Origin of the sequence: Chryseobacterium taklimakanense, from assembly GCF_900187185.1 — a bacterium.
Classification (GTDB): Bacteria; Bacteroidota; Bacteroidia; order Flavobacteriales; family Weeksellaceae; genus Planobacterium; species Planobacterium taklimakanense.
Genome location: NZ_LT906465.1, coordinates 1466110 through 1488829, shown reverse-complemented (window position 1 = coordinate 1488829; position 22720 = coordinate 1466110). Strand labels below are relative to the sequence as shown.

Annotated in this window: 19 protein-coding genes; 11 read left to right on the top strand and 8 right to left on the bottom strand. The window is 40.6% G+C overall.

Annotated features, from left to right (window positions below; genetic code table 11):
• Positions 1–134: 134 nt before the first annotated feature.
• Complete coding sequence (gene lon, locus CKV81_RS07055) at positions 135–2540, bottom strand: endopeptidase La (RefSeq protein WP_095071836.1); 2406 nt, start codon at positions 2538–2540, stop codon at positions 135–137.
• Between the two features lie 265 nt (positions 2541–2805).
• Between lon and CKV81_RS07050 the strand changes: the two genes are divergently transcribed.
• The 11 genes from CKV81_RS07050 (at position 2806) to serS (ending at position 15512) form a co-directional block, all read left to right on the top strand.
• Positions 2806–4953 carry a peptidylprolyl isomerase gene (locus CKV81_RS07050; protein WP_095071834.1) on the top strand — a complete coding sequence of 716 codons (2148 nt, stop codon included), beginning with the start codon at positions 2806–2808 and terminating at the stop codon, positions 4951–4953.
• Positions 4954–5081: 128 nt separating this feature from the next.
• Positions 5082–6029 carry an MlaD family protein gene (locus CKV81_RS07045; protein ID WP_095071832.1) on the top strand — a complete coding sequence of 316 codons (948 nt, stop codon included), beginning with the start codon at positions 5082–5084 and terminating at the stop codon, positions 6027–6029.
• A 14-nt stretch (positions 6030–6043) separates the two neighbouring features.
• The gene (locus CKV81_RS07040; RefSeq protein ID WP_095071831.1) at positions 6044–7378 is read left to right on the top strand and encodes a (Fe-S)-binding protein; all 1335 of its coding nucleotides are present in this window, start codon (positions 6044–6046) and stop codon (positions 7376–7378) included.
• A 10-nt stretch (positions 7379–7388) separates the two neighbouring features.
• The gene (locus CKV81_RS07035) at positions 7389–8009 is read left to right on the top strand and encodes a hypothetical protein (protein ID WP_095071829.1); all 621 of its coding nucleotides are present in this window, start codon (positions 7389–7391) and stop codon (positions 8007–8009) included.
• Complete coding sequence (locus tag CKV81_RS07030; RefSeq protein WP_095071827.1) at positions 7999–8778, top strand: (Fe-S)-binding protein; 780 nt, start codon at positions 7999–8001, stop codon at positions 8776–8778. The genes CKV81_RS07035 and CKV81_RS07030 overlap by 11 nt, the downstream gene beginning before the upstream one ends.
• Before the next feature lie 57 nt (positions 8779–8835).
• Entirely contained in the window at positions 8836–9327 is a 492-nt protein-coding gene (locus CKV81_RS07025) for a hypothetical protein (protein WP_095071825.1), read from the top strand.
• A 77-nt stretch (positions 9328–9404) separates the two neighbouring features.
• Positions 9405–10535, top strand: coding sequence for a glycosyltransferase (locus tag CKV81_RS07020; RefSeq protein WP_095071823.1), 1131 nt, complete (start codon positions 9405–9407; stop codon positions 10533–10535).
• Positions 10532–11800, top strand: coding sequence for an oligosaccharide flippase family protein (locus CKV81_RS07015; protein WP_095071821.1), 1269 nt, complete (start codon positions 10532–10534; stop codon positions 11798–11800). The genes CKV81_RS07020 and CKV81_RS07015 overlap by 4 nt, the downstream gene beginning before the upstream one ends.
• Before the next feature lie 62 nt (positions 11801–11862).
• Positions 11863–13662 (top strand): asparagine synthase (glutamine-hydrolyzing), encoded by a 1800-nt coding sequence (gene asnB, locus CKV81_RS07010; RefSeq protein WP_258453842.1) that lies wholly within the window; start codon positions 11863–11865, stop codon positions 13660–13662.
• Between the two features lie 17 nt (positions 13663–13679).
• On the top strand, positions 13680–14171 hold the full coding sequence (locus CKV81_RS07005) for a hypothetical protein (protein WP_095071817.1): 492 nt from the start codon (positions 13680–13682) through the stop codon (positions 14169–14171).
• A gap of 69 nt (positions 14172–14240) precedes the next feature.
• Positions 14241–15512: a serine--tRNA ligase gene (gene serS / locus CKV81_RS07000; protein WP_095071815.1), complete on the top strand. Its 1272-nt coding sequence runs from the start codon at positions 14241–14243 to the stop codon at positions 15510–15512.
• Positions 15513–15658: 146 nt separating this feature from the next.
• Here serS and CKV81_RS06995 read toward each other — a convergent pair whose 3' ends face one another.
• From CKV81_RS06995 to ccoN, 7 genes are all read right to left on the bottom strand, one after another.
• Positions 15659–16456 (bottom strand): hypothetical protein, encoded by a 798-nt coding sequence (locus CKV81_RS06995; RefSeq protein WP_095071813.1) that lies wholly within the window; start codon positions 16454–16456, stop codon positions 15659–15661.
• Positions 16457–16534: 78 nt separating this feature from the next.
• A complete protein-coding gene (locus CKV81_RS06990) occupies positions 16535–17278 on the bottom strand; it encodes a sulfite exporter TauE/SafE family protein (RefSeq protein ID WP_095071811.1) in 744 nt (247 codons plus the stop codon).
• A complete protein-coding gene (locus CKV81_RS06985; protein ID WP_095071809.1) occupies positions 17269–17724 on the bottom strand; it encodes a FixH family protein in 456 nt (151 codons plus the stop codon). The genes CKV81_RS06990 and CKV81_RS06985 overlap by 10 nt, the downstream gene beginning before the upstream one ends.
• Positions 17725–17728: 4 nt before the next feature.
• Positions 17729–19186, bottom strand: a complete 1458-nt coding sequence (gene ccoG, locus CKV81_RS06980) for a cytochrome c oxidase accessory protein CcoG (protein WP_095071807.1) — start codon at positions 19184–19186, stop codon at positions 17729–17731.
• 155 nt (positions 19187–19341) lie between these two features.
• A complete protein-coding gene (locus CKV81_RS06975; RefSeq protein WP_095071805.1) occupies positions 19342–20220 on the bottom strand; it encodes a c-type cytochrome in 879 nt (292 codons plus the stop codon).
• Positions 20221–20233: 13 nt separating this feature from the next.
• A complete protein-coding gene (locus CKV81_RS13695) occupies positions 20234–20344 on the bottom strand; it encodes a cbb3-type cytochrome oxidase subunit 3 (protein ID WP_407641684.1) in 111 nt (36 codons plus the stop codon).
• Positions 20345–20452: 108 nt separating this feature from the next.
• Complete coding sequence (ccoN, locus tag CKV81_RS06965) at positions 20453–22714, bottom strand: cytochrome-c oxidase, cbb3-type subunit I (RefSeq protein WP_095071801.1); 2262 nt, start codon at positions 22712–22714, stop codon at positions 20453–20455.
• Between the last annotated feature and the right edge of the window lie 6 nt (positions 22715–22720).

The following is a 22720-nucleotide window of genomic DNA, read 5'->3' as shown; positions in this document are numbered from 1 at the left end:
CCTGGGTTTTTTCTTTTTTATGAAACGGCGATTCAAAAAAGTTTTATCAAATACCTTAAAGATTGCATGATAAAAAAACATTGCCAAAATTTGAAACTTTGGCAATGTGGTATTCTTTTGTATAATTATAAAAATTAATTCTCAATCGCTAAATCAATCACGTCGCTCATCCTTTTTACATAGCTGATTTTCAGATTCTTCAGATAATCTTTTTTTATTTTTTCGACATCCATTCTGTTCGCGTCGCACAAGATTACTTCTTTAATCCCGGCTCTGGTGGCGGCCAAAAGTTTTTCCTTGATTCCGCCTACAGGAAGCACTTTGCCACGCAGTGTGATTTCGCCCGTCATCGCCAAATGCGGTTTTACTTTTTTGTTTTTAAAACTTGAAACCATCGAAGTCAGCATCGCGATTCCGGCAGATGGACCGTCTTTCGGGGTCGCGCCTTCCGGAACGTGAACGTGGATGTTGTGTGTCTCAATATCTTCTTTGGAAATTCCCAAATCTTCGTGTTTCGCCTTGATGTATTCCAAAGCAATTGTTGCAGATTCCTTCATCACGTTTCCGAGATTACCGGTCATCGTAAGGTTTCCTTTTCCGCTGCTTAAGATACTTTCAATAAAAAGGATATCACCGCCAACAGAAGTCCACGCCAAACCGGTTACAACGCCCGGAACCCCAGTGATTTCAGAAAGACTTCGAGGCCTTGGAACACCCAGGATTTCATCAATTTTTTTGACGGAAATTTTTGGGTCATAATCTTTTTCCATTGCGGTTTGCAGCGCAACCCAGCGTGAAATAGCGGCAATTCTTTTGTCTAAAGTCCTTACGCCGCTTTCAGAAGTATGTGCATCGATGATATGTTTCAGTTCGGGATTTCCAAGTTTGAAGGAAGTCCTGTTCAGGCCGTTCTCTTCCTGCTGTTTTTTGATGAGGTGGCGTTTGGCAATTTCGATTTTTTCCTCCAAAGTGTAACCGGCAATTTCAATGATTTCCATCCGGTCCAAAAGCGGTCCCTGAATCGTTGAAAGTGTGTTCGCTGTCGCGATGAACATCACTTTTGAAAGGTCGTAACCCATTTCCAGATAATTGTCGTAAAAAGCGTTATTTTGCTCAGGATCAAGAACCTCTAAAAGTGCCGAACTCGGGTCGCCGTGAATTCCCTGTCCGATTTTGTCAATTTCGTCCAAAACAATTACCGGATTCGAGGTTCCGGATTTTTTGACGGACTGCAAAATTCTTCCGGCCATCGCACCGATATATGTTTTTCTATGGCCGCGAACCTCGCTTTCATCGTGCAAACCACCGAGAGAAACCCGAACATATTTCCTGCTCAATGCATCTGCAACAGATTTCCCCAGCGACGTTTTTCCAACTCCTGGAGGGCCTACCAAACACAAAATGGGAGATTTCATGTTGTTTTTGAGTTTCAGCACGGCCATATGTTCCAAAATTCTTTTTTTGATGTCCTCAAGACCAAAATGTGCTTTGTCCAGCACTTTTTCAGCTTTTACGATATCAAAAGTGTCTTTTGAATAATTTCCCCACGGCAAATCTGTGAAGAAATCCAGGTAATTGCGCTGAACATTGTAATCCGGGGAATTCGGATGCTGCCTTTGCAAGCGGGCAAGTTCTTTTTCAAAATGGTCCTGAACTTCCGTCGTCCAATGTAGTTTTTTGGCTTTTTCACGCAGTTCGTCGGCATCACTTTCGGCACCGCCGCCCAATTCTTCCTGAATGGTTTTCATCTGCTGATTCAGGAAATACTCGCGTTGCTGTTTATCTAAATCCTTGGAAGTTTTCTGATGAATCTGGTCGCGCAGCTGAAGTTTCCTGAAATCGTCGTGCATCAGTTCGTAGCATTTCTGGGCGCGTTTCATCAAGCTTTTTTCTTCGAGTAAATTTTGTTTTTGAAGTGAAGAAAAGTTGGCGTTGGTACAGATGAAATTCAGCAGATCCTCATTATTGCCCATATTGTTTATGGCAAAGTTGGCCGCATTCGGGATGTTGGGATCCAGCTTGATGATTTTCAATGCTAAATCCTTGATGTTTTCCAAAAGCGCTTCGTATTCGTCCCTGTTTTTGGTTCCGGAATCCTTCAATGTATCGATTTCAGCAGTAAAATAAGGTGAAGAGCTGACGAATTTTTTGGTTTTAAACCTTTGAATTCCTTTGGTTATGGCTGTGATATTTCCTTCCGGTAAAACAATGATTTTTACAATTCGCGCGAGTGTACCCACTTTAAAAAGATCATTTTCCTCCGGATTTTCAACATTTGAATTTTTCTGGCTGATGATGCCTATGATATTATTGTTTTTCTGCGCTTCTTCGAGCAGTTTTTTACTTTGTTCGCGGCCCGCAGTAATCGGTATCACCACATTAGGGAACATCACCATATTTCTTACAGGCAAAATTGGAAACACCTTTTGTGTATCGCTCTGCTGTTTATCCTCTGTGTCAGATAAGTTTAATTCCTCAGCTACAATACTGAATTCTGCATCCAGCATTTCTCCTAAATCAATATCTTCAAATTCAATCATAATATATTAATGACAGAATGTCATTTTTTAAGTTAAGAAAACAAGAGATACAACACAGAAAAAGTGTGATATTCCCCGTAAACATTTGTTTTAATTAAAACTTTTCTCAATTCCTGTGCCAAGGGGAAATGCGTTTATTTATCTGACAAAATTACCTTAAACCGACTGTCTTAGCCCCATGCGGTGGATTAAAAAAATATTGAAATCTTTTCTTAATATGTTAAAAATGTGTATTTTCGCAGACTGATAAAAAAGATAACAGATAATGGCGATTTTAGGGGAAATTAGAAAGAGATCCTGGTTAATGGTTGGTGTGATTGCGTTGGCGCTTTTGGCGTTTCTTGTAAATCCGGACACATTTGATCAGGTTTTCGGTAAAAATCCAAATATTTTAGGAAAGGTTAATGGTGAGGAAATTACCAGGGATGAATATAATGATCAGCTTTTTATTCTTCAGCAACAGGCGCAACAGCAGGGACAGCCTACAGCAGGCCTTGAAGAACAGGCGTGGCAGATGATGGTGCAGAGCAAACTCATCAAGCAGCAGTTTGAGAAAATGGGCCTGAAAATGACGGATGATTTCTTTTGGAGCCAACTGCAGTACGACCCAATGTTTGCCCAGAATCCACAATATTTTGACGAAAAAGGAAATTTCAAACTTCAGGAAGTAAGAAAATTTTACGAAGGACTAGAAGGCAGCGGAAACGTACAGGAATACAACCAATGGCTGAAAACCAAACGATCCATCGAATACAGGATGATGGCAAGACAGCTTTTTGCCAATGTTTCTTCCGGAATTACAGTTAGCAAGAAAGAGGCGGAAGAAATGATGAGGCAGAGAGACCAGGTTGCCGATATCGATTATGTTAAAGTGGATTATGCTGCTTTTTTAGCAAAAAATCCGGTAAAAGTAACTACTGAAGATCTTGCGGCGTACATCAAACAACGTCCGCATACTTTCAAGGGACAGGCAAGCAGAAACATTGGTTTGGTTTATTTCCCGGCAACTCCAAGTGCACAGGACGATGCCAAAGCACAGGCTGAACTTAATAAACTGTTCACCCAGGGAACTGATGCGAGCGGTGGCAAAGAGAACTTCCAGAATACAACCAACGACTCTATGTTCGTTACTCTGAATTCTGATTTGCCATTCAATCCAATGTACTTCAAAAAAGAACAGCTTCCGCAAACCATTGCAGATAAAGTGGCTGCAGCGCCTCTGGGCCAGGTTTTCGGACCTTATAAAGAGCAGAATTTTTACGTAGTGTCTAAACTTTTGGATAAGAAAACCTCAGATTCTACACTCTCCAGACATATCCTTATTGCTTACAAAGACAGTCCGGCGGGACAGGGCGTTACCAGATCAAAAGATCAGGCCAAAAAATTAGCCGATTCGATCGGGGCAGTGGTAAAGGCAAATCCTGCAAAATTCACGGAGTTCCTTAATCTTTCTAATGATCCGGGTTCAGCGGCACAAGGCGGGAGTTTGGGGTGGACTACACCTGAAACACCATTCGTGCCTGAATTCTTAGCTTACCTGAACAGCAACCCTAAAGGTGCGACAGGTGTTGTGGAAACGCAGTTCGGTTATCACATCATCAATATTCAGGATAAAAAAGCCGGAGCGATGGGCTATAAAGTAGCCAACCTTGTTAAGGCGATAAAACCTTCAGAAGCAACTGAAAACGTGATTGATAAAAATGCGAGAAGATTCATCCAGCAAACGCAGGGTAAATCCTTCAACGATTTTGCAAATATTGCTAAGAAAGGAAATTATCAGTTTTCAAATCCAAAAAATGTTAAGCGTTTCGACGGGCAGCTGCAGGGACTTGGGACGGATAAAGATGAAGCAATCATTGCATGGGCATTTGATAAGAAAAGAGAAAAAGGAGATTCTGAATTTTTTGTTGTGGAAGGTACCGGCGACAGAATTGTGGCTTACCTGAACGGCAAACAGGACGAAGGACTTGTAGATCCGGAATCTGTGAGAGATCAGTTGGAGCCGGTTGTAAAAAATCAGTTGGCAGCTAAGAAAATTGCTGAAAAAATAACGGCTGCGAAAGCCACTTCGCTGGATGCGGTTGCAAACCTTTTCGGAACACAAAAACAGTCCGGACAGGTAAATCTTCTTAGCCCTGCATTGGGTATGGCGATGGAACCCAAAGTTGCCGGAGCAGCGTTTGGCGTTCAGAAAGGTAAAATGTCAAATCCTGTAGAAGGGATGACCGGAGTTTATGTTTTGGTTAAAAAATCTGAAACTGTAAACAAGCAGCCGGGTGATGTGAAGCAGATTTCTGAAGCTATTGCCGCACAAAACGCACAGATGTTTGGCCAGCAACTGATGAAGAGCCTGCAGGATAATGCAGACATCAAAGATTACAGAATTGAAGTGTGGAACAAAACTGCACAGTAAAATATTGTAAATAATTTATGAAAAGCGGCAGGATTTTTGCCGCTTTTTGCATTGCTACAACGGTTTAATTTATATAGCCTTTACGTATATTTGTTATATATTTGTGTAATAAAATCATATTTTTTAAAGTGAAGTTTTCTAAAGAAATAAAAGCAGGTGCCATTGCGGTAATATCCATCATAGGTTTTGTAATTCTTTTTCAGTTTATGAAGGGGAAAAGCCTTTTTACGACCGATAATATTTTCTACGCAAAGTACGATAACGTAGAAGGTCTGGAGCCTTCCAGTCCAGTCTCGATCAATGGATTAAAGGTTGGTCATGTTGATAAGATTATACCGATTACGGATAAAAGCGGTAAAATCCATTTTGTACTCAAAGTTCTTGTGGATGACGCTTTTGAATTCTCAAAAAAATCTCAGATTGAAATTTTCGAACCGGGATTGATGTCGGGAAAACAGGTTAGAGTAAATTTGGCATATGGTGGAGAAATGGCTAAAGACGGCGACACGCTTGCCGGAAGCTACAGGGAGTCGATGATGAACAATATTTCATCTCAGGTTGGCCCGGTGAAGGATCAGTTGCAGGAAGTTTTGAAAAGAGCAGATTCACTGATGCTTAATGTCAATGCTATTACCGATGCTCAAAATCAGGCGCAGATCCGGGCATTGCTGGCGAGCTTAAACAGGACTGTCTCGTCGTTCGAGAGTACTTCTCAACAGACAAACCGTTTGCTTGCAAACAACGATCCAAGAATTCAGCAGATGTTGGATAATGCCAATCTCGCGACCATAAGTGCCAGGACTGCGATTGATAAATATGGAAGAGTAGCAGAACAGGTAGATGTTCAAAAGCTGAACAATACCATCGATAAGTTGAGCCTCACTTCTGATAAGCTTAATAATGTTATTTCTGGAATACAAAATGGTGAAGGTTCTCTTGGTAAATTGGCAAAAGATGAACAACTTTACCAAAACCTAAATGAAACATCAGCCAATCTCAATGAGCTGGTGAAAGATATGAAGGCCAACCCGAAACGATACGTCAATTTCTCAGTTTTCGGTAAAAACAGTAAATAAAAATCATAATCATAATGCAGTATATCGACAATATTCTTTTTGTTGTTCTGCTTGTTGCAGGTATAGGGCTTTTTGTAAAAAGTTTAAAGGAAATCTACCGGAATATCAAACTCGGTAAAGAGATCAACCGGTCCGACCGTCGCAGCGAACGCTGGGCTATGATGACGAGTGTAGCTCTTGGGCAAAGTAAAATGGGTGCCAGGCCAATTGCCGGAATGCTGCACGTTTTTGTGTATGTGGGTTTCGTGATCATCAATATTGAACTTCTAGAAATCATTGTTGACGGTATTTTCGGGACGCACCGGTTTTTAGCTTCAGTTCTGGGGGAAACGCTTTATAAGGCATTTACGGCGACGCTTGAAATTTTGGCACTTTTAGTTGTTATTGCGGTTGTTATTTTCTTTATCCGACGAAATTTTTACGGTGTTAAAAGGCTCACCATGAAAGAACTCTTCGGCTGGCCTAAAAATGATGCCAACTGGATTTTAGTGATCGAATTTGCCCTCATGGCCGCCTTCTTCACAATGAATTCAGCTGATTTACTGTTGCAGCGTGCAGGTGTCTTTCCGGCACACGGTTATTTCCCAATCAGTCAAGCGGCGTTTGCACCGGTCATGGATTGGTTCAACTTCGGAACGCCATTTTTACAGTTTACAGAAAGAGCTGCGTGGTGGTTCCACATCGCGGGAATTCTGTTCTTCATGAATTACCTTTATTATTCAAAACATTTGCACATCATATTCGCTTTCCCAAACACCTGGTACGCGAAGCTTCAGCCTAAAGGAGAACTTAATAATCTGGAGTCTGTAACGAAGGAAATTAAGCTGATGATGGATCCTAACGCTGATCCTTACGCTGCCCCGGCAGATGCAGATCCCAATGCAGTTCCGGAAAAATTTGGCGCAAATGATATTTTTGATCTGAACCAGGTTCAGCTTCTCAATGCTTACACCTGTACTGAATGTGGACGGTGTACTTCGGTTTGTCCGGCAAATATTACAGGCAAAAAGCTTTCTCCGCGTAAAATTATGATGGACACCAGAGACAGGATTGAAGAAGTGGGCAGAAACATCAACAAAAACGGGAAATTCGTCGATGACGGCAAAAAACTTCTCGATGATCATATCAGTCGTGAAGAATTGCGCGCGTGTACCACTTGTAATGCCTGTACGGAAGCTTGTCCGGTTTTAATTGATCCGCTTTCCATCATTGTTGATTTGAGAAGATATATGATTATGGAGGAATCATCTATGCCACACGAATGGCAGCTGATGCTCAACAATATTGAAAACAATGCCGCACCGTGGCAGTATAATCAGAACGACCGCCTGAATTGGGCAAACGATTAATACATAAAAGATGAAAAAATTCCTTTTATTTTTCAGTTTATTTTTTTCGGCTGTTGTTTTCGCACAATCGCCTGAGCAAAAGCAGATTCTGAAAGAAACACAGTCTTTCATGACATTTTTGGAACAGAAAAACTATGATAAGATTCTGGAAATGTCTCATCCGGCACTTACGGAAAAGTTTGAAAAACAAATGATGATTGATGGTTTCAAAATGATTTTTGAAGGCAATGACCAGTTTAGTATGAAACTAAATCCAATCGCTGACAGTGCTTACAAAGTTTCGGATGTTTATAAAGACGGTACTTCGCAATATGCGTTCGTTTCATTCCCGATGAATATGGAGATGACTTTTAAAAACCAGAAATTTGATGCTGACACCAAAAAAATGATGGTGAATATGATGGAAGTGCAGGGGATGAAGGCAAAATTCGTAAACGATTCCACGCTCAATATCAGCAAACTGGCACTTACGGTAGCCCTAAAAGACCAATCCACAAATAACCAGTGGAAATATATCAACCATGATGAGAATAACCCTTTCTATACAACGATAGTTCCCGTGGAAATCATCAAGAGTGCGAAAAGTTATTACTCAGATTTACTACTAAAACAGAAGGAAAATGCAAATTAAAACGATGGCAGAATATGCTGCCGAAGGAAAATCGCCGGAAGTACTTTTCTGGGTGGGCTGTGCAGGAAGTTTTGATGACCGTGCCAAGAAAATTACCCGCGCCTTTTGCAAAATCTTAAATAAAATAGGTGTTGAATTCGCGGTTCTGGGACAGGAAGAAAGCTGCACCGGCGACCCGGCAAAACGAGCCGGAAACGAATTTGTCTTCCAAATGATGGCCCACACAAACATCGAAGTCCTAAATGCTTACGAGATAAAGAAAATAGTGACGGCGTGTCCGCACTGCTTCAATACGCTGAAAAATGAATATCCCAATTTGGGCGGAAATTATGAGGTGATGCACCACACGCAATTCCTGAAAGAGCTGATGCAGGAAGGAAGACTGAAAATTGAAGGCGGAAAATTCGACGGAAAGAAAATCACCTTCCACGATCCGTGTTACCTCGGCAGAGCCAATGATGAATATGAAGCTCCGAGACAGCTTCTGCAAAAACTGGATGCCGAACTGGTAGAAATGAAACGCTGCAAGCAAAACGGACTTTGCTGCGGTGCCGGCGGTGCCCAAATGTTTAAAGAACCTGAAAAAGGGAACAGGGACATAAACGTCGAAAGAACCGAAGAGGCCTTAGCTGAAAAGCCCAACGTTATCGCAACCGGCTGCCCGTTCTGTATGACGATGATCAGCGACGGTGTGAAGCACTTCAACAAAGAGGGTGAAGTACAGGTGAAAGATATTGCCGAGCTTCTGGCCGAAACTGAAGATTTATAATTAACATCCAATCCTCAGATGTTTGAAATCGAATTCTGACATCTGAAATCTACAAATATGAAAATAGAAGAATCCGAAATAGTAGAAACCAACGATTACAGAGTTTTAATTTATCCAGCATCCAGACCTTTCACATCCAAAGAAAGCAAGGTCATCGCTGAAAAACTGTATGATTTTCTTGGTGGTTGGGCTGCACACGGCAAACCGCTTTCAGCTTCTTTTAAAATAGAAAAAAACCAGTTCATTATCATCGCTGTAGATGAGGAGAAAGAAATGGCATCCGGCTGCTCAATCGATTCCCTTAACGGGTTGATGCGTGAACTGGACTCCGAGTTTCAGTTAGGTTTATTCGACCGGATGAAAGCCAGTTTTGTGGAAAATGGAGAGGTGAAAACCATGAAGCTCCAGGATTTCAGAAATGCGCTCAAAAACGGCGAAATCTCACATGATATCGAGGTTTTCGACTTTTCAAAATCAACTTATGTAGCTTTTCTTTCGGATTTCCTTTTGCCTTTGAGGAGAAGTTGGGCTGGGATTTATGTGGATTAATTTTAAAATACACGAAACCTCCTTTTCAATTAATTAGCAAACATTCTTTTTGGCTTATCTGCGCTATATTTGTATGAATGAACAAAAAGATACTGTTTCTTACCACTTCGCACCATTACGACGATGACCGGATTTTCTATCATCTGGCCAAAGAGCTTGTCGGTAAAGGTTTCACGGTAAAGATTTGCAGTTTATGTTCAGATTTTCAGGGAGAAATCGATGGAATTACGATTGAAGCTTGTACCATTATTGACAAATCTATCGAAGAAAAAAGGCGTTTCTTAGAGGAAATTTGCCAAAATTTCCACCCTCACACCATTATCTGTTCCGAACCCCTTGCGGTTGTTGCTGCAAGTAATTACAAAAAGAAAAGTAAGGTGAATATCGTCTATGATATTACGGAATGGTATCCTTCAAACTCGATGCTCAGTAAGCATAATTTCTTGCTAAGGCCTTTCTATACTTTATTTTACACTTTAATTCAAATTTACGCAGGATTTCTCTCGGACAGGTTTGTTTTCGGGGAGAAAACCAAAAGATTCCCGCTTTCCTATTTATTCTGGTATAAAAAACAGATTATTCTTCCTTATTACCCTTCAAAAAATTATACTCACGAATCATTTGTGCCCTTGCAAAAAGATAAAATATGTTTGGCGTACACTGGACAACTAAGCAAAGAAAAGGGGATTGGCAATTTTTTCAGAGTTTTAAATGAACTGCATAAAATACGACCAGAACTGCAAGTTTCAGCTTTAATTATTGGAAAACCCATCAGCAGTGAGGATGAAGTTTATTTTAAAAAGTTAATAAAAAGTTCTTCTGTAAAGGATATAAAAATATCAGAACCAGTTGATTTCAGAAACTTCACCCAGTCTTTCTCTGAAGCTCATCTCTGTTTTGATTTGCGGGAACTGAATTTTGAAAACCATCATTCACTGCCCATAAAGCTCTTTTATTATATGTCTTCGGCTAAACCGGTGATTTATTCCAGATTAAAAGCTATAAAAGACCATATTAACATTTCCGGTTTTGGTTATCTGGTAAATCCTAAAGATAGCTCTAAAATTTGCAGATACATTATTAACTATATTGAAAATCCAGAACTTTATCAGAAACAAGCACTGAACGCCAGAAGACATTTCGAGAAAAAATGCAACTGGGAGGCAATAAGTCAGGATTTTGTTGATTTTATAAAAATGAGCAGATGAAGACAAAATCTATTTTTCAGACATTTGCTTCGAGGTTACTGATCATGCTGCTCAATTTCGGAATCATCATTTTTTCCACCAACTTTTGGGGCGCTGAAGGTCGGGGAGTTATTGCCCTTGTAGTCGCGGATTTGGCTGTTATCGGTTTTTTTACCAATATCATCGTTGGCAGCAGTATCTCTTATTTTGCAGCAAAGCTTGCCCCGGGTGAAATTCTCACTTATGCTTATATATGGGCGGTTGTGTGCGGAATTTCACTGCCTTTATTTATGCTTTTTAATGAACACAGCAGGGAATATCTGCACTATCTCATTATTCTTTCTGTGCTCATTGCACTTTTTACAGCAAATATCAGTCTTTTTCTCGGTCAAAAGAAGCTTGAAAGATATAATGCATATTCGGCAATGCAGAACATTCTTCATTTCTTGGTAATTGGTATAATGGTTCTTGTTTTTAAATGGGAATCTGTGGAAACTTACTTCAAGGCTCAGATTTTCAGTTATTTAGTTCTGGTGCTGATAATGTTTGCGATTATTTGGCGGGAAATCAAATTCACCCGTCTGAATCTGTCTCAATCTACGGTAAAAAAACTTTTCAGCTATGGCTGGAAAACGCAGCTTAGTGCATTTCTACAGTTTCTTAACTACAGGCTGTCTTTTTATTTTTTAGAGATTTTCAGAGGCGTCGCAAGTGTTGGAGTTTTTTCAGTTAGTGCTGCATTTTCAGAATCGGTTTGGACTGTCAGCCGAAGCCTCGCTCTCGTATTGTACTCAGATGTTGTCAATAATGCCGATCATCATGATTCGGTTGCAAAAACCAAATTTTCAGTGAAACTTTGTTTTCTCGCTACAGTCCTACTCTTAGCGCTGATACTAAGCATCCCCACAAAAATCTATATGCTTATTTTTGGAGAAAGTTTTCATGAGGTAAAAAACGTGATCGTAGTGCTGTCGCCGGGTATCTTGATGATTGCAGTGAGTGACATTATCGGTTATTATTTTGCAGCGACACATCAACTGAAAATTTTAAATATAAAATCGGCTGTTGGCCTGGTAGTTACAGTGTTTTGTGGGCTTTACGCAATTCCCAAATGGGGGTTGATCGGAGCAGGAATCGTAACTTCACTGTCTTATTCGGTGTCCTCGCTTTTACTTTTTTGGAAATTTTATCAAAATGCTTCATTTAAAGGGAGTGATCTTTTTTTTACGCAAAGCGAATTTCAGCAGCTGCTGAATATGGTGAACCAAAAATTATTTAAAAAATAATTATGTGCGGATTTTGTGGTTTTCATTCAAAAGAAATACTGCCTTCAGAAATAATTTTGAAGATGAACCAGGCTATAAAGCACCGCGGTCCTGATGATGAAGGTTATTTCTTTGACGGAAGATCCTTCGCCGGAGAAGAAAGCATGCCTGAAATAAAAGCGACTCAAACCCCATTAGCGGCTAATGCACAGTCATCTTTGGCATTCGGATTTCGCAGGCTCAGCATTATTGAACTTTCAGAAAAAGGCCATCAGCCTATGATTTCTGAAAACGAAAATGTAATTACCTTCAATGGTGAAATCTATAATTTCAAGGAAATAAGGGCTGAACTTGAAGTCTTAGGAGTAGATTTTTTCAGTAACTCAGATACAGAAGTGATTTTGAAAGGTTATGAAGTTTGGGGAACAGATGTTATTGAAAAACTGGACGGTATGTTCAGCTTCTGCCTCTTTGACAAAAGCAATAACAAAATAATTTTTGCCAGAGATCGTGTCGGTCTAAAGCCACTTTTTTACTTTCGAAATGCACACGGACTGTTCTGGGCATCAGAAATTAAATCTCTTTTAAAAAGCGGAAAAATTAAACCGGAAATCAACTGGGAAGGCGTTCAGAGCAACTTTATATATCAAACAACCATAAGCCCGCAGACATGCTTTACGCAAATCTATTCCGTGGAACCGGGAACGTTTACAGTTTATGATTTGGATACCGAAAAATTTAGGTTTGACAAATACTATCAGATTCCTGTAAAAACAAAGTCTACTATTACTGAAAAAGTAGCTATTGAAAATGTTGAAAAACTAATAAAAAAGAATGTCCGGCAACAACTTTTCGCGGATGTTCCGGTAATATCTATGATGAGTGGCGGGATTGATTCCACATTAGTTACCATTCTGGCAAAGCAAAATCAGGATTCTTTAAAAGCTTTTACCCTTTCATACCATAATGCAAATGATGAAGTTTCAAATGCTGAACTAACTGCTAAAGAAAACGGAATAAAGCATTTTGTTGAACACATAGATGCTGATGACATTATTAAAAATCTCAAAGAAAATATAGCGCACTTTGAAGAACCGTACCTAGCGATAGAATCACTTCTTAATGCGACTGAGTTCTGCAAAAAGAACGGTTATAAAGTAGTTTTTTCAGGCAACGGCGCCGATGAACTTTTCGGGGGATATATGCATTTAATGAAATTTAAAACCTGGACGAAAATTAGGCGGTTTAGGTTTCTTAGACATTTTATAAAAGGAAACTCCCACAAAACCAAAAAAATAAAAAATTACCTTTCCCTTAAAAATTCACAGGATTTTTTCAGAAATGGGCAGGGTGGAATGAAGCCTTTTGAAATCGAAGAACTTTTTTTACATAAACCACCGGAAATCGGTTCAGCAAAAATTGATACCACCTATCAAAGTTATTTTCTGGAAGATATGTACAGGTCGTTGGCGTCTCATCATGCTTACCGGGACGATTTGAGCGCAATGAAAAACAGTGTAGAGTTCCGTTATCCGTATCTGAGCAATGATTTGATTGAATATGTTGCTCAAATCCCTGAAGAAATCCGATTTAATGGTAAAATCAATAAACCGCTTCTTCGGAAAATTGCCGAAAAATATGTGCCGGCGCAGGTTTTAGTAATGAAGAAAAAAGGGTTTACATTTCCGTTTTTCCAGTGGTATCAGGAAGATCAGCGTTTAAGGAATTTTATAAAAGAACATCTCGAAAGCTTAAAAAAGAGGAATATCCTCAACAACAGCACCATCGAAAAATGGCAAAATAGTATCCACAAACCCGAAGATTTAAACAAGATTTGGCAGCTGGTAACTTTTGAAGTCTGGCAGCAAACCTATTTTGATTAAATATTTATCTTTACGAAATGAAATTTCTGAAACTTTTAGGGCTTCTGATTTTTGTTTTCTCCTGCCGCGGAGAAAGCGTGGATGAGCTGCAAAAAATAGATCAGATTCTGCATATTTACATTAAAAATTCTGCGGGAACAGATCTTTTGAACAACAAAAATACAGAATCGTTTTACAGTGTAGAACTGAAGGATTTGGCTGCAGACCGTGACCGTGTTTCGGTTTCTGCGAACTCCAAAACAGATGGGGACGGTACTAAATTTCTAGAATATATCGCCGGCGCAAACCGTATTCTTCAACCAAATTCTACTGATGCACACCAAATTTATAGATCCGATATCGCGGTGCAGTATAAAACTTCTGATTCCGCTACTGTTGAGGAAGACCGGATGGAAATTTTTTACGATAATACGCCGCAAGTTTTCCAGATAAATTCTGTCATTTATAATAATGTCAAGATATTCCAGAAGGTTGAAGGCCAGCCCAACATCATTACAATCGTGAAATAAATTCGTAAATTTGTATTCTTAAAAAATCGGGCAGCCGTCCGTATTTTCAACTATTTCAAAACCATTACAATGTTACAGGTAAACTTTTTGCGCGAGAATAAAGATCGTGTTTTAGAAGGATTAAACAAAAGAAATTTCAAGCCGGTCAATTTGGTTGATGAAGCCATTGCTGCGGATGATGTAAGAAAAAAAATACAGTTTGAGCTGGATGAGAACCTATCTCAGATGAACAAAATATCCAAGGAAATCGGGCTTTTAATGAAGGAGGGGAAAAAGGAAGAAGCCGACGCTGCAAAAACAAAAACCGCAGAATTCAAAGAAAATTCCCAAACGCTGAAACAGCAGCTGGATGAGATTGAGACCAATCTTCAAAATATTCTTTATCAAATTCCAAACGTGCCTTTCCATTTGGTAAAGGCTGGAGTTTCTGCGGATGATAACGAAATCGTGTACCAGTCCACCGATGTAGAAGGCCTTGGCGAAGGTGCAATTCCACATTGGGAACTCGCAAAAAAATATAATTTAATTGATTTTGAACTGGGCGTGAAAATCGCTGGCGCCGGCTTCCCGGTTTATTTAGGAAAAGGAGCGCGGCTGCAGAGAGCGCTGGTTCAGTATTTTCTGGATAAGAATGTTGATGCCGGCTATATGGAAGTGAATCCGCCACACGTGGTGAATGAGGCTTCCGGTTACGGCACCGGCCAGCTTCCGGATAAGGAAGGGCAGATGTACCACGTCGGATTAGATGATCTTTACCTGATACCTACAGCAGAAGTTCCGGTAACGAATATTTACCGTGATGTCATTTTGGATGAAAAAGATTTGCCTGTAAAAAATACTGCATTTTCACAGTGTTACAGGAGAGAGGCGGGAAGTTACGGCGCTCACGTCCGCGGTTTGAACCGTCTGCACCAGTTCGAAAAAGTAGAAATTGTAAGGATTGAACATCCTGATAATTCCTACGCAGCTCTGGAAGAAATGGTGGAACATGTAAAAGGAATCTTGACAGACTTGGAACTGCCTTTCAGGATTTTAAGACTTTGCGGTGGAGATATGGGTTTCACGTCTGCGATGACTTATGACTTTGAAGTTTGGAGCGCGGCGCAGGAAAAATGGCTTGAAGTAAGTTCAGTTTCCAACTTTGAAACTTTCCAGGCCAACCGTTTGAAGTGCAGATATAAAGGCGGTGAAGGGAAAGCCCAGTTGGTACACACCCTAAACGGTTCTGCAATGGCCTTACCGAGAATCATGGCTGCGCTACTGGAAAACAATCAAACCGAAGAAGGAATCCGAATTCCCGGAAAAATCGCTGAGTATGCGAGATTTGATTTGATTAATTAAAAGTATCTTTAGGTCTAAAATAAAAGAAGCCGTTTCACGACCAGTGAAAACGGCTTTTTTGCGTTTTTTCTCGACCACTTTGTGGAAAGAGTTTTTCGTTAGATTATTATCAGCCGGCATCATCAGGTCTGTGTCAGTATCTTTTTCTATTCTGTAGTAATGATGATTTGCTTATCCTTATTTTTCAGCTTTTTGCCCTCATCCCACAAATCTGCGGTACGCACGTTGATTTTTACCGTGTTTTTGTCCACCTGTTCCACGAAATCGTGCTTTCCTTCAATCGATTTGATTGGTTTTTGGAATTTCAGCGTATTGGTAATATTCACATTAACCATCTTCATCATCCCGACCATTCCGGATGCCATCTGTCTTCCGTAGGCTTCTATAGAGTCCTGCTTGGTTTTTGGCTTTTCACTTTTGCCATCAGGTTTTACTTTCTGTATTTCCTGTAAAGCTTCTGCCACATTGAGTTTTTCGGTGTCAATTGTCAATTTATTCCCGTTCCATTTGGCAAAATCCTGTAAAGGCATTTTTTTCAGATGGCTGTTTTGTGCAAAAAGGCTCATCACCTCTTGAGGCATCAGTTTATCGTATTTTACCGAAACGCCCAACAGTTCACCGTTCGATTTATTCAGCTTCATAAACACTTTTTTCAAAACCTTCGCGGAGTCGGGATTCACTACTACTTTTCCTGTTTTTTGGATGTCGTAGAGGCTCTTCCACTCGGTAGTAAGGTTCTTGAAGTCTTCACCAGCGGTTTTTTTCACCGCATCGGATGCATCACCCATCATGCTCAACAATCCAAGCGTACTGCGGTCCATCAGGACATTCGATTCCATGCTGGTTGCGGAATCTTTGTAGTAAGTTGTTTCGGTATTTACAGAGCAGCTTTGGAGTAAAAGTGCCAAAAAAGCAGCGAACCAAAGCCCGAATTTTTTTGTCATTTTATAAATTTTTAAGGTCACCTTTTAGATTCAAATCTAAGTCCAAAGTTAAAATGACAGAAAAATCGAATTATGTAATTAATGGCAGGTAGAGTGGTTGCCGTTTTGATGTTCTTTCGAATCGTTGTGAATGACCTTCAGGGCCTCTTCTTTCGGAGAAAGGTAAGGAATTCCCAATTCAAGTCCTCTTACAATGAAAAGCCCGCCAAGAATGATCATCAGGAAAGGAATAATTTTTAAAACTCTAATTCTCAAGGCTTGCGTCATCATATTTCCAGCTAAAACCACGGCAAACATAAACGGAAGCGTCCCAAGGCCGAAAAGCGCCATGAAAGTCGCACCTTGCCAGATTCCACCGGCAGCAAGTGAAGCGGTGAGCGCTATATAAACCATTCCGCAAGGGAGAAAACCGTTTAGCAAACCAGTGAGAAAACGCGATTTGTAATCCGACTTCTGCAAAAGTTTGCCGAGAGACATCTTTATTTTGAGTAATATTTTAGAGACTAAAGGAATTTGAGAGGCGAAATCTTTTCCCCCGAAAGAAAATATTGCCATAACAATCAGCAAAGCACCGACGGCTATGGTAAGATATTTTTGTACGCCTGCCATTTCGAAACCTTCTCCTACAATACCGACAAGAGCACCGAGAAGCGCGTAGGTTAAAATACGCCCGAAATTATAAGTTAGGTTTTGCAGATGAAAATTGATGGACTGGCTTTTGGTTAAACCCAGCGACAGTGCGATAGGGCCGCACATTCCGATACAGTGAAATCCGGAGGCGAAGCCCAGACCAATTGCAGAGATGATGAGAGCTATTTCCATATAATATCGTAATCAACCTGGTAAGGTTTTTTGTTTTGTTCCCAATGAATTTTTAACGTGTAAGAACCTGGAAAAAGTACGTTTTTCGGAATGCTGATCGAGTGATCGGCATCCAAAGTCACTTTCTTATCTACATCAAGTTTAGCATCATCTGTACGGAATAGATGAAAATTGACTGTGGAATGATCAATTTTCAGATCTTTTGGAAAATCAATCCTGATCCCGGTTGCTGATTGTGAATACAGTGGTTTCTGGGACAGTGCATCTGCATTATTTTTTGCATTAATCACAGCCTGATAATGCAGTTCCTCCTCATAATAATTGTCTGAAACCATCTCGGCATTCTGCCACCCTCTCGTAAAAATAAATATCATTGAGAGGATGAATATCATGAAGGCGCCGAGAGCTACCAAAACCCCGTGCCCCCAAGTGAATTTTTTAAACATAATTTTAAAACTGAAGTTTGAACGGACCTTCAAAATAAGTTTCAAACGAATCCAGAAGTTTTCCTTTTTCATCGTAAACTCCTATGGTAACGTTCTGTTTTGAAAGTTTTATATCCTTTTCCGGGAAACTTACATTGACTGTACCTTTTGTAATCTGGTCTTTTTTAAGTTTGATTTTATCTGTATCACTGAAGGTGATGGTACCGCGTGCCGGCTCTACAACTTTGATCGTTACAATTTTGTCCTCATTGGTTTTGTTGAGCATGGTATAGTTGTAGATATTAGTGATTTTTCCGTCCTTCACAAAGAATGTGGAACCTGCAGGTTTTATGAATTTAGCTTCCATAGAACCTCTGTTGTAAAGCAAAAAGCCAAGGAAAATAACCAAGGCGGTCAATACTCCGGTATATGCCTTCATTTTCGCCGTAAACTTGAATGGTCTTTCCTGCTCGATCTCGTCTTCCGTGGCGTAACGTATGAGGCCTTTAGGCAGACCAACTTTTTCCATCACTTCGTCGCATACATCTATACATGCGGTACAGTTCACACATTCCAGCTGCTGTCCGTTTCTGATGTCTATTCCGGTAGGACAAACCACGACACACTGGTTACAGTCGATACAGTCGCCTTTTCCAGCAGCTCTTCTGTCTTCTCCTTTTCTCCATTTTGCCCGGTTTTCACCGCGTTTAAAATCGTAATAGACATTGATGGTCTGCTTATCGATGAGTACGCCCTGCAGCCTTCCGTAAGGACAAACGAGCGTGCAAACCTGCTCCCTGAACCATGCGAAAACAAAGTAAAACGCAGCGGTAAATAATATCATCACCAGGAAGTTTGACGGATGGGCAAAAGGTCCTTCCTTCATAATCCTGAAAACTTCTTCGTAACCCACAATATACATAAACATAAAGTGGGTAATGATAAGTGAAACCAGGAGGAATATCGTCCATTTAAGGCCTCGTTTCCAAATCTTTTCTGCGTCCCACGGCTGATTGTCTAGCCTTATCTGCTTGTTTCTGTCACCTTCGATGGCGTATTCTATCTTTCTGAAGATCATCTCCATGAAAATAGTCTGCGGGCAGATCCAGCCACAAAAGATCCTTCCGAAAACCACTGTAAACAAAATGATGAAGACGATGGATGTTATAGCTCCCAGTGCCAGGATAAAGAAATCCTGCGGATAAAACGGCTGCCCAAAAATGTAGAATTCCCTGTCCAGGATATTTAATAACAAAAAAGGATTTCCGTTGATCTTGATAAAGGGAAGAATAAAAAATACTGCCAAGAGAAATATGCTCACCAAAAGTCTGTAATTGGTATACCGGCCTTTCGGTTTTCTTGGGAAAACCCATTTCCGCTTTCCGGACTGGTCCATTGTATTTACGGTATCCCTGAATGTTTCAGGATCTACAACCTGACCTTGGCCTCCCCGAAAGGTAAACTCTTTTTCCTGTTGATCCATTTTTTATATATAGGTTTTAACTTTCACAAATTTAGCGAATTTAATATTGGTACAATGTAACAATTGTGCCGTTAAACTTTAGATCAATATGATATTTAACATAAAAAGCCATTTCAAAGAGATGAAATGGCTTTACCTACTAGTATGATTTTGAATTATTTCTCCCAGTTTGCAGGCGTTCCCTGTGGCGCAGCACCGCCTTCAGCCACCGTGATTGGCTTTTGCTCCTGGTTAATGTGGTAGATGTATGCAGCTACATTCTGGATGTCTTTACCGGTAAGCTGGCCGTTTTTGCCGAAAGCAACCATCGCCGGGTTATTTGGTGAACCGTTCCATACCACGTGGAAAACGTTTTTGAATAAGGTTTTCTCAGGCTGGTTGATCCAGGCGTTATCTGTCAGGTTTGGACCGATACCACCTTTACCGCCATCCATATGGCAGGAAACACAGTTTGTTTTGAAGACAATTTCACCTTCAGCGATGTTGTCTGCTGAGTATTCTGCGGTCTCAATCGTGATTTGTGGAGCAGTTTTTTCGTATTCCGCAATCGAAGCGATCTGTGCTTTGTACTCCTCATCATACTCTTTGAGAGGGTCTCCGAAATCTGTGAATGCATAAGCGAAGAGGTAAACGATACAGTAAGCTACCCCGAACCAGAACAATCCCAGCCACCATTTTGGCAATTGATTATCCAGCTCCATGATTCCGTCAAAACCGTGGTCGATAAGTATGTCTTTCTCTTCCTTAGCAGACTGTTTTTTGAAAGCGCTTTCCCAAAGCGTTCTCAAATATGGTCTTTTTTTGTTTACAAGATATTCTGCTTTTTCTTCAGCGGTCAGTTTCTGGAATTTGTTGTTTTCGATCAAATCTCCAATAGCCCCGTGGATGAGTGCCAGGATGCAGCTGATTACCACTGTTCCCCAGAAAAATGGTGAAGCCAGAAAGGAAGTATTCTGTACAAACATGTAGTATACAACGAATAAAATCACAAGTATAATCAGTATATTAACTACTACAGGTGTTCTTTGTTTCATAATATTTTAATTTTTATAAATTAAATGGTTTTTCATCGTCTTCAAGGGGCGTATGGGCAGCTTCATCGTAATGTTTTTTAGGTTTATTAAAAACATAAATAATTAATCCGATAAAGAAAAGCATGAATATGATCAGGGCAATGGTCTGAAATAGTCCAGTATACTGCTCATTTGATAATATGTCTCTTAGATTTTGAGGTATCATGCCTTTTACAACGCTCCTGATGAATTATTAATTATTACTTGCGGTTTGTACCTGAGTTGTTTTAATGTCGGTACCCAATCTTTGCAGATACGCGATCAAAGCCACAATCTCTTTCTTTTCCAGTTCCCCAGCCGGTCTGTCAGCATAAGCTTTCTTAAGGTCAGCGGCCTCGCTGAAGATTTGTTTCACGATATGTTTCGCCTGATTGTCTGCCCAGGTGTTTGCTGTATCAATTTCAGCTTTAGAATATGGTACATCATAAACGTCCTTCATAAACTGAATTTTAGCAACCATGTTGGATCTGTCCAGATCATTGGAAATCAACCAAGGATATCTTGGCATAATGGAACCTGCAGAAGTAGATCTAGGATTGTACATGTGTTTGTAGTGCCAAGAACTTGGATTTTTACCACCTTCCCTGTGCAAATCTGGTCCGGTTCTCTTTGATCCCCAAAGGAACGGCCTGTCGTATACGAACTCACCTGCTTTAGAATATTGCCCATTTTTACCGTTGAATCTTACAACCTCATCACGGAATGGTCTGATCATTTGTGAGTGGCAGGAATTACATCCTTCTCTGATATAAAGGTCTCTACCTTCAAGTTCAAGCGGAGAATAAGGTTTTACTGCAGAAATGGTAGGTACGTTGTCTTTCACGGTTAGTGTAGGGATAATCTGTACCGCCCCACCAATCGCTACTGCCACAAATGCTAAGATGGAAAGCAGGAATGGCATTCTCTCCAGCCAAAGGTGTGCACCTTCGCCTTCTTTTCTCGCGTTGCCAATATTGGCAAGGGCAGGGGCTTCGGCAGGAACATCTTTTTGGAATGATCCGCTTCTTACCGTTTTTACAACATTGATACACATTAATATGGCACCCGAAATATATAGCGCGCCTCCCACAAATCTCATAATATAATATGGGATGATCGCAGTAACCGTATCCAGCCAGTTTTTCCAAACTAATGTTCCGTCCGGATTAAACTGTTTCCACATTAATCCTTGGGTAAATCCTGCGATATATAAAGGAACTGCGTAGAAAATAATACCTAATGTTCCTAACCAGAAATGCCAGTTGGCAAGTTTGGTTGACCACAGCTTTGTTCTCCACATAACCGGAAGAAGGTAATAGATCATACCGAACGCCATGAAACCGTTCCAGCCTAGCGCTCCGATGTGTACGTGACCAATAACCCAGTCTGTGAAGTGACCGATTTTATTTAAAGTTTTTGTTGCTAACAATGGACCTTCGAAGGTTGCCATACCGTAACATGTAACTGCAACTACGAAGAATTTAAGGATTGGATCTTCTCTTACTTTGTCCCAGGCACCTCTCAGCGTCAAAAGACCGTTAAGCATACCACCCCAGGATGGTGCGATAAGCATGATCGAGAAACCTGTACCCAAAGCCTGTGCCCAAGCCGGAAGTGCAGTATACTGCAGGTGGTGAGGGCCGGCCCAGATGTATACAAAAATCAGAGACCAGAAGTGGATGATTGACAGTTTATAGGAGAACACAGGTCTGTCTGCAGCTTTCGGTAAGAAATAGTACATCAAACCAAGAATTGGCGTAGTAAGTACGAATGCCACCGCGTTGTGGCCGTACCACCACTGTACCAATGCATCTTTCACCCCTGCATAAGCGGAATATGATTTCCAACCGGTGAAGGACAAAGGAACTGCCAGGTTATTGAAGATGTGCAGCATCGCGATCGCAATCCACGTTCCGATGAAGAACCAGATCGCCACATAAAGGTGACGCACTCTTCTTTTGGCGATAGTACCGAACATATTGATACCGAATATCACCCAGATTACAGTAATTAAAATATCAATTGGCCACTCGTGTTCAGCATATTCTTTTGAGGTATTAATCCCCATAAGGAAGGTGATTACCACCGCCACGATCATCAGCTGCCAACCCCAGAAATGGATCCAGGAAAGGGTGTCGCTGAACATTCTGGCTTTCAGCAATCTCTGCATAGAGTAGTATGCTCCGGCAAAGAAACCGTTACATACAAAAGCAAAAATCACCGCACTGGTATGCAGCATACGAATACGGCCAAAGCCAAATGCACCCTGTGAGTTAATTAATCCCTCAATATTGCCGGCTGCCAAACTCTTGATGGTAGGGTCATCAGTTCCTAAAAAGAACTCCGGTAATTCGGGATAGAATAGCATAAGTGCAGCAGTAAGGCCAAGCAAAAATCCTACGACACCGAAAATAACGGTAGCATAAAGAAAAGCTCTTACAATACTGTTGTCATAACTAAACTTTTGTGTTTCCATATATAA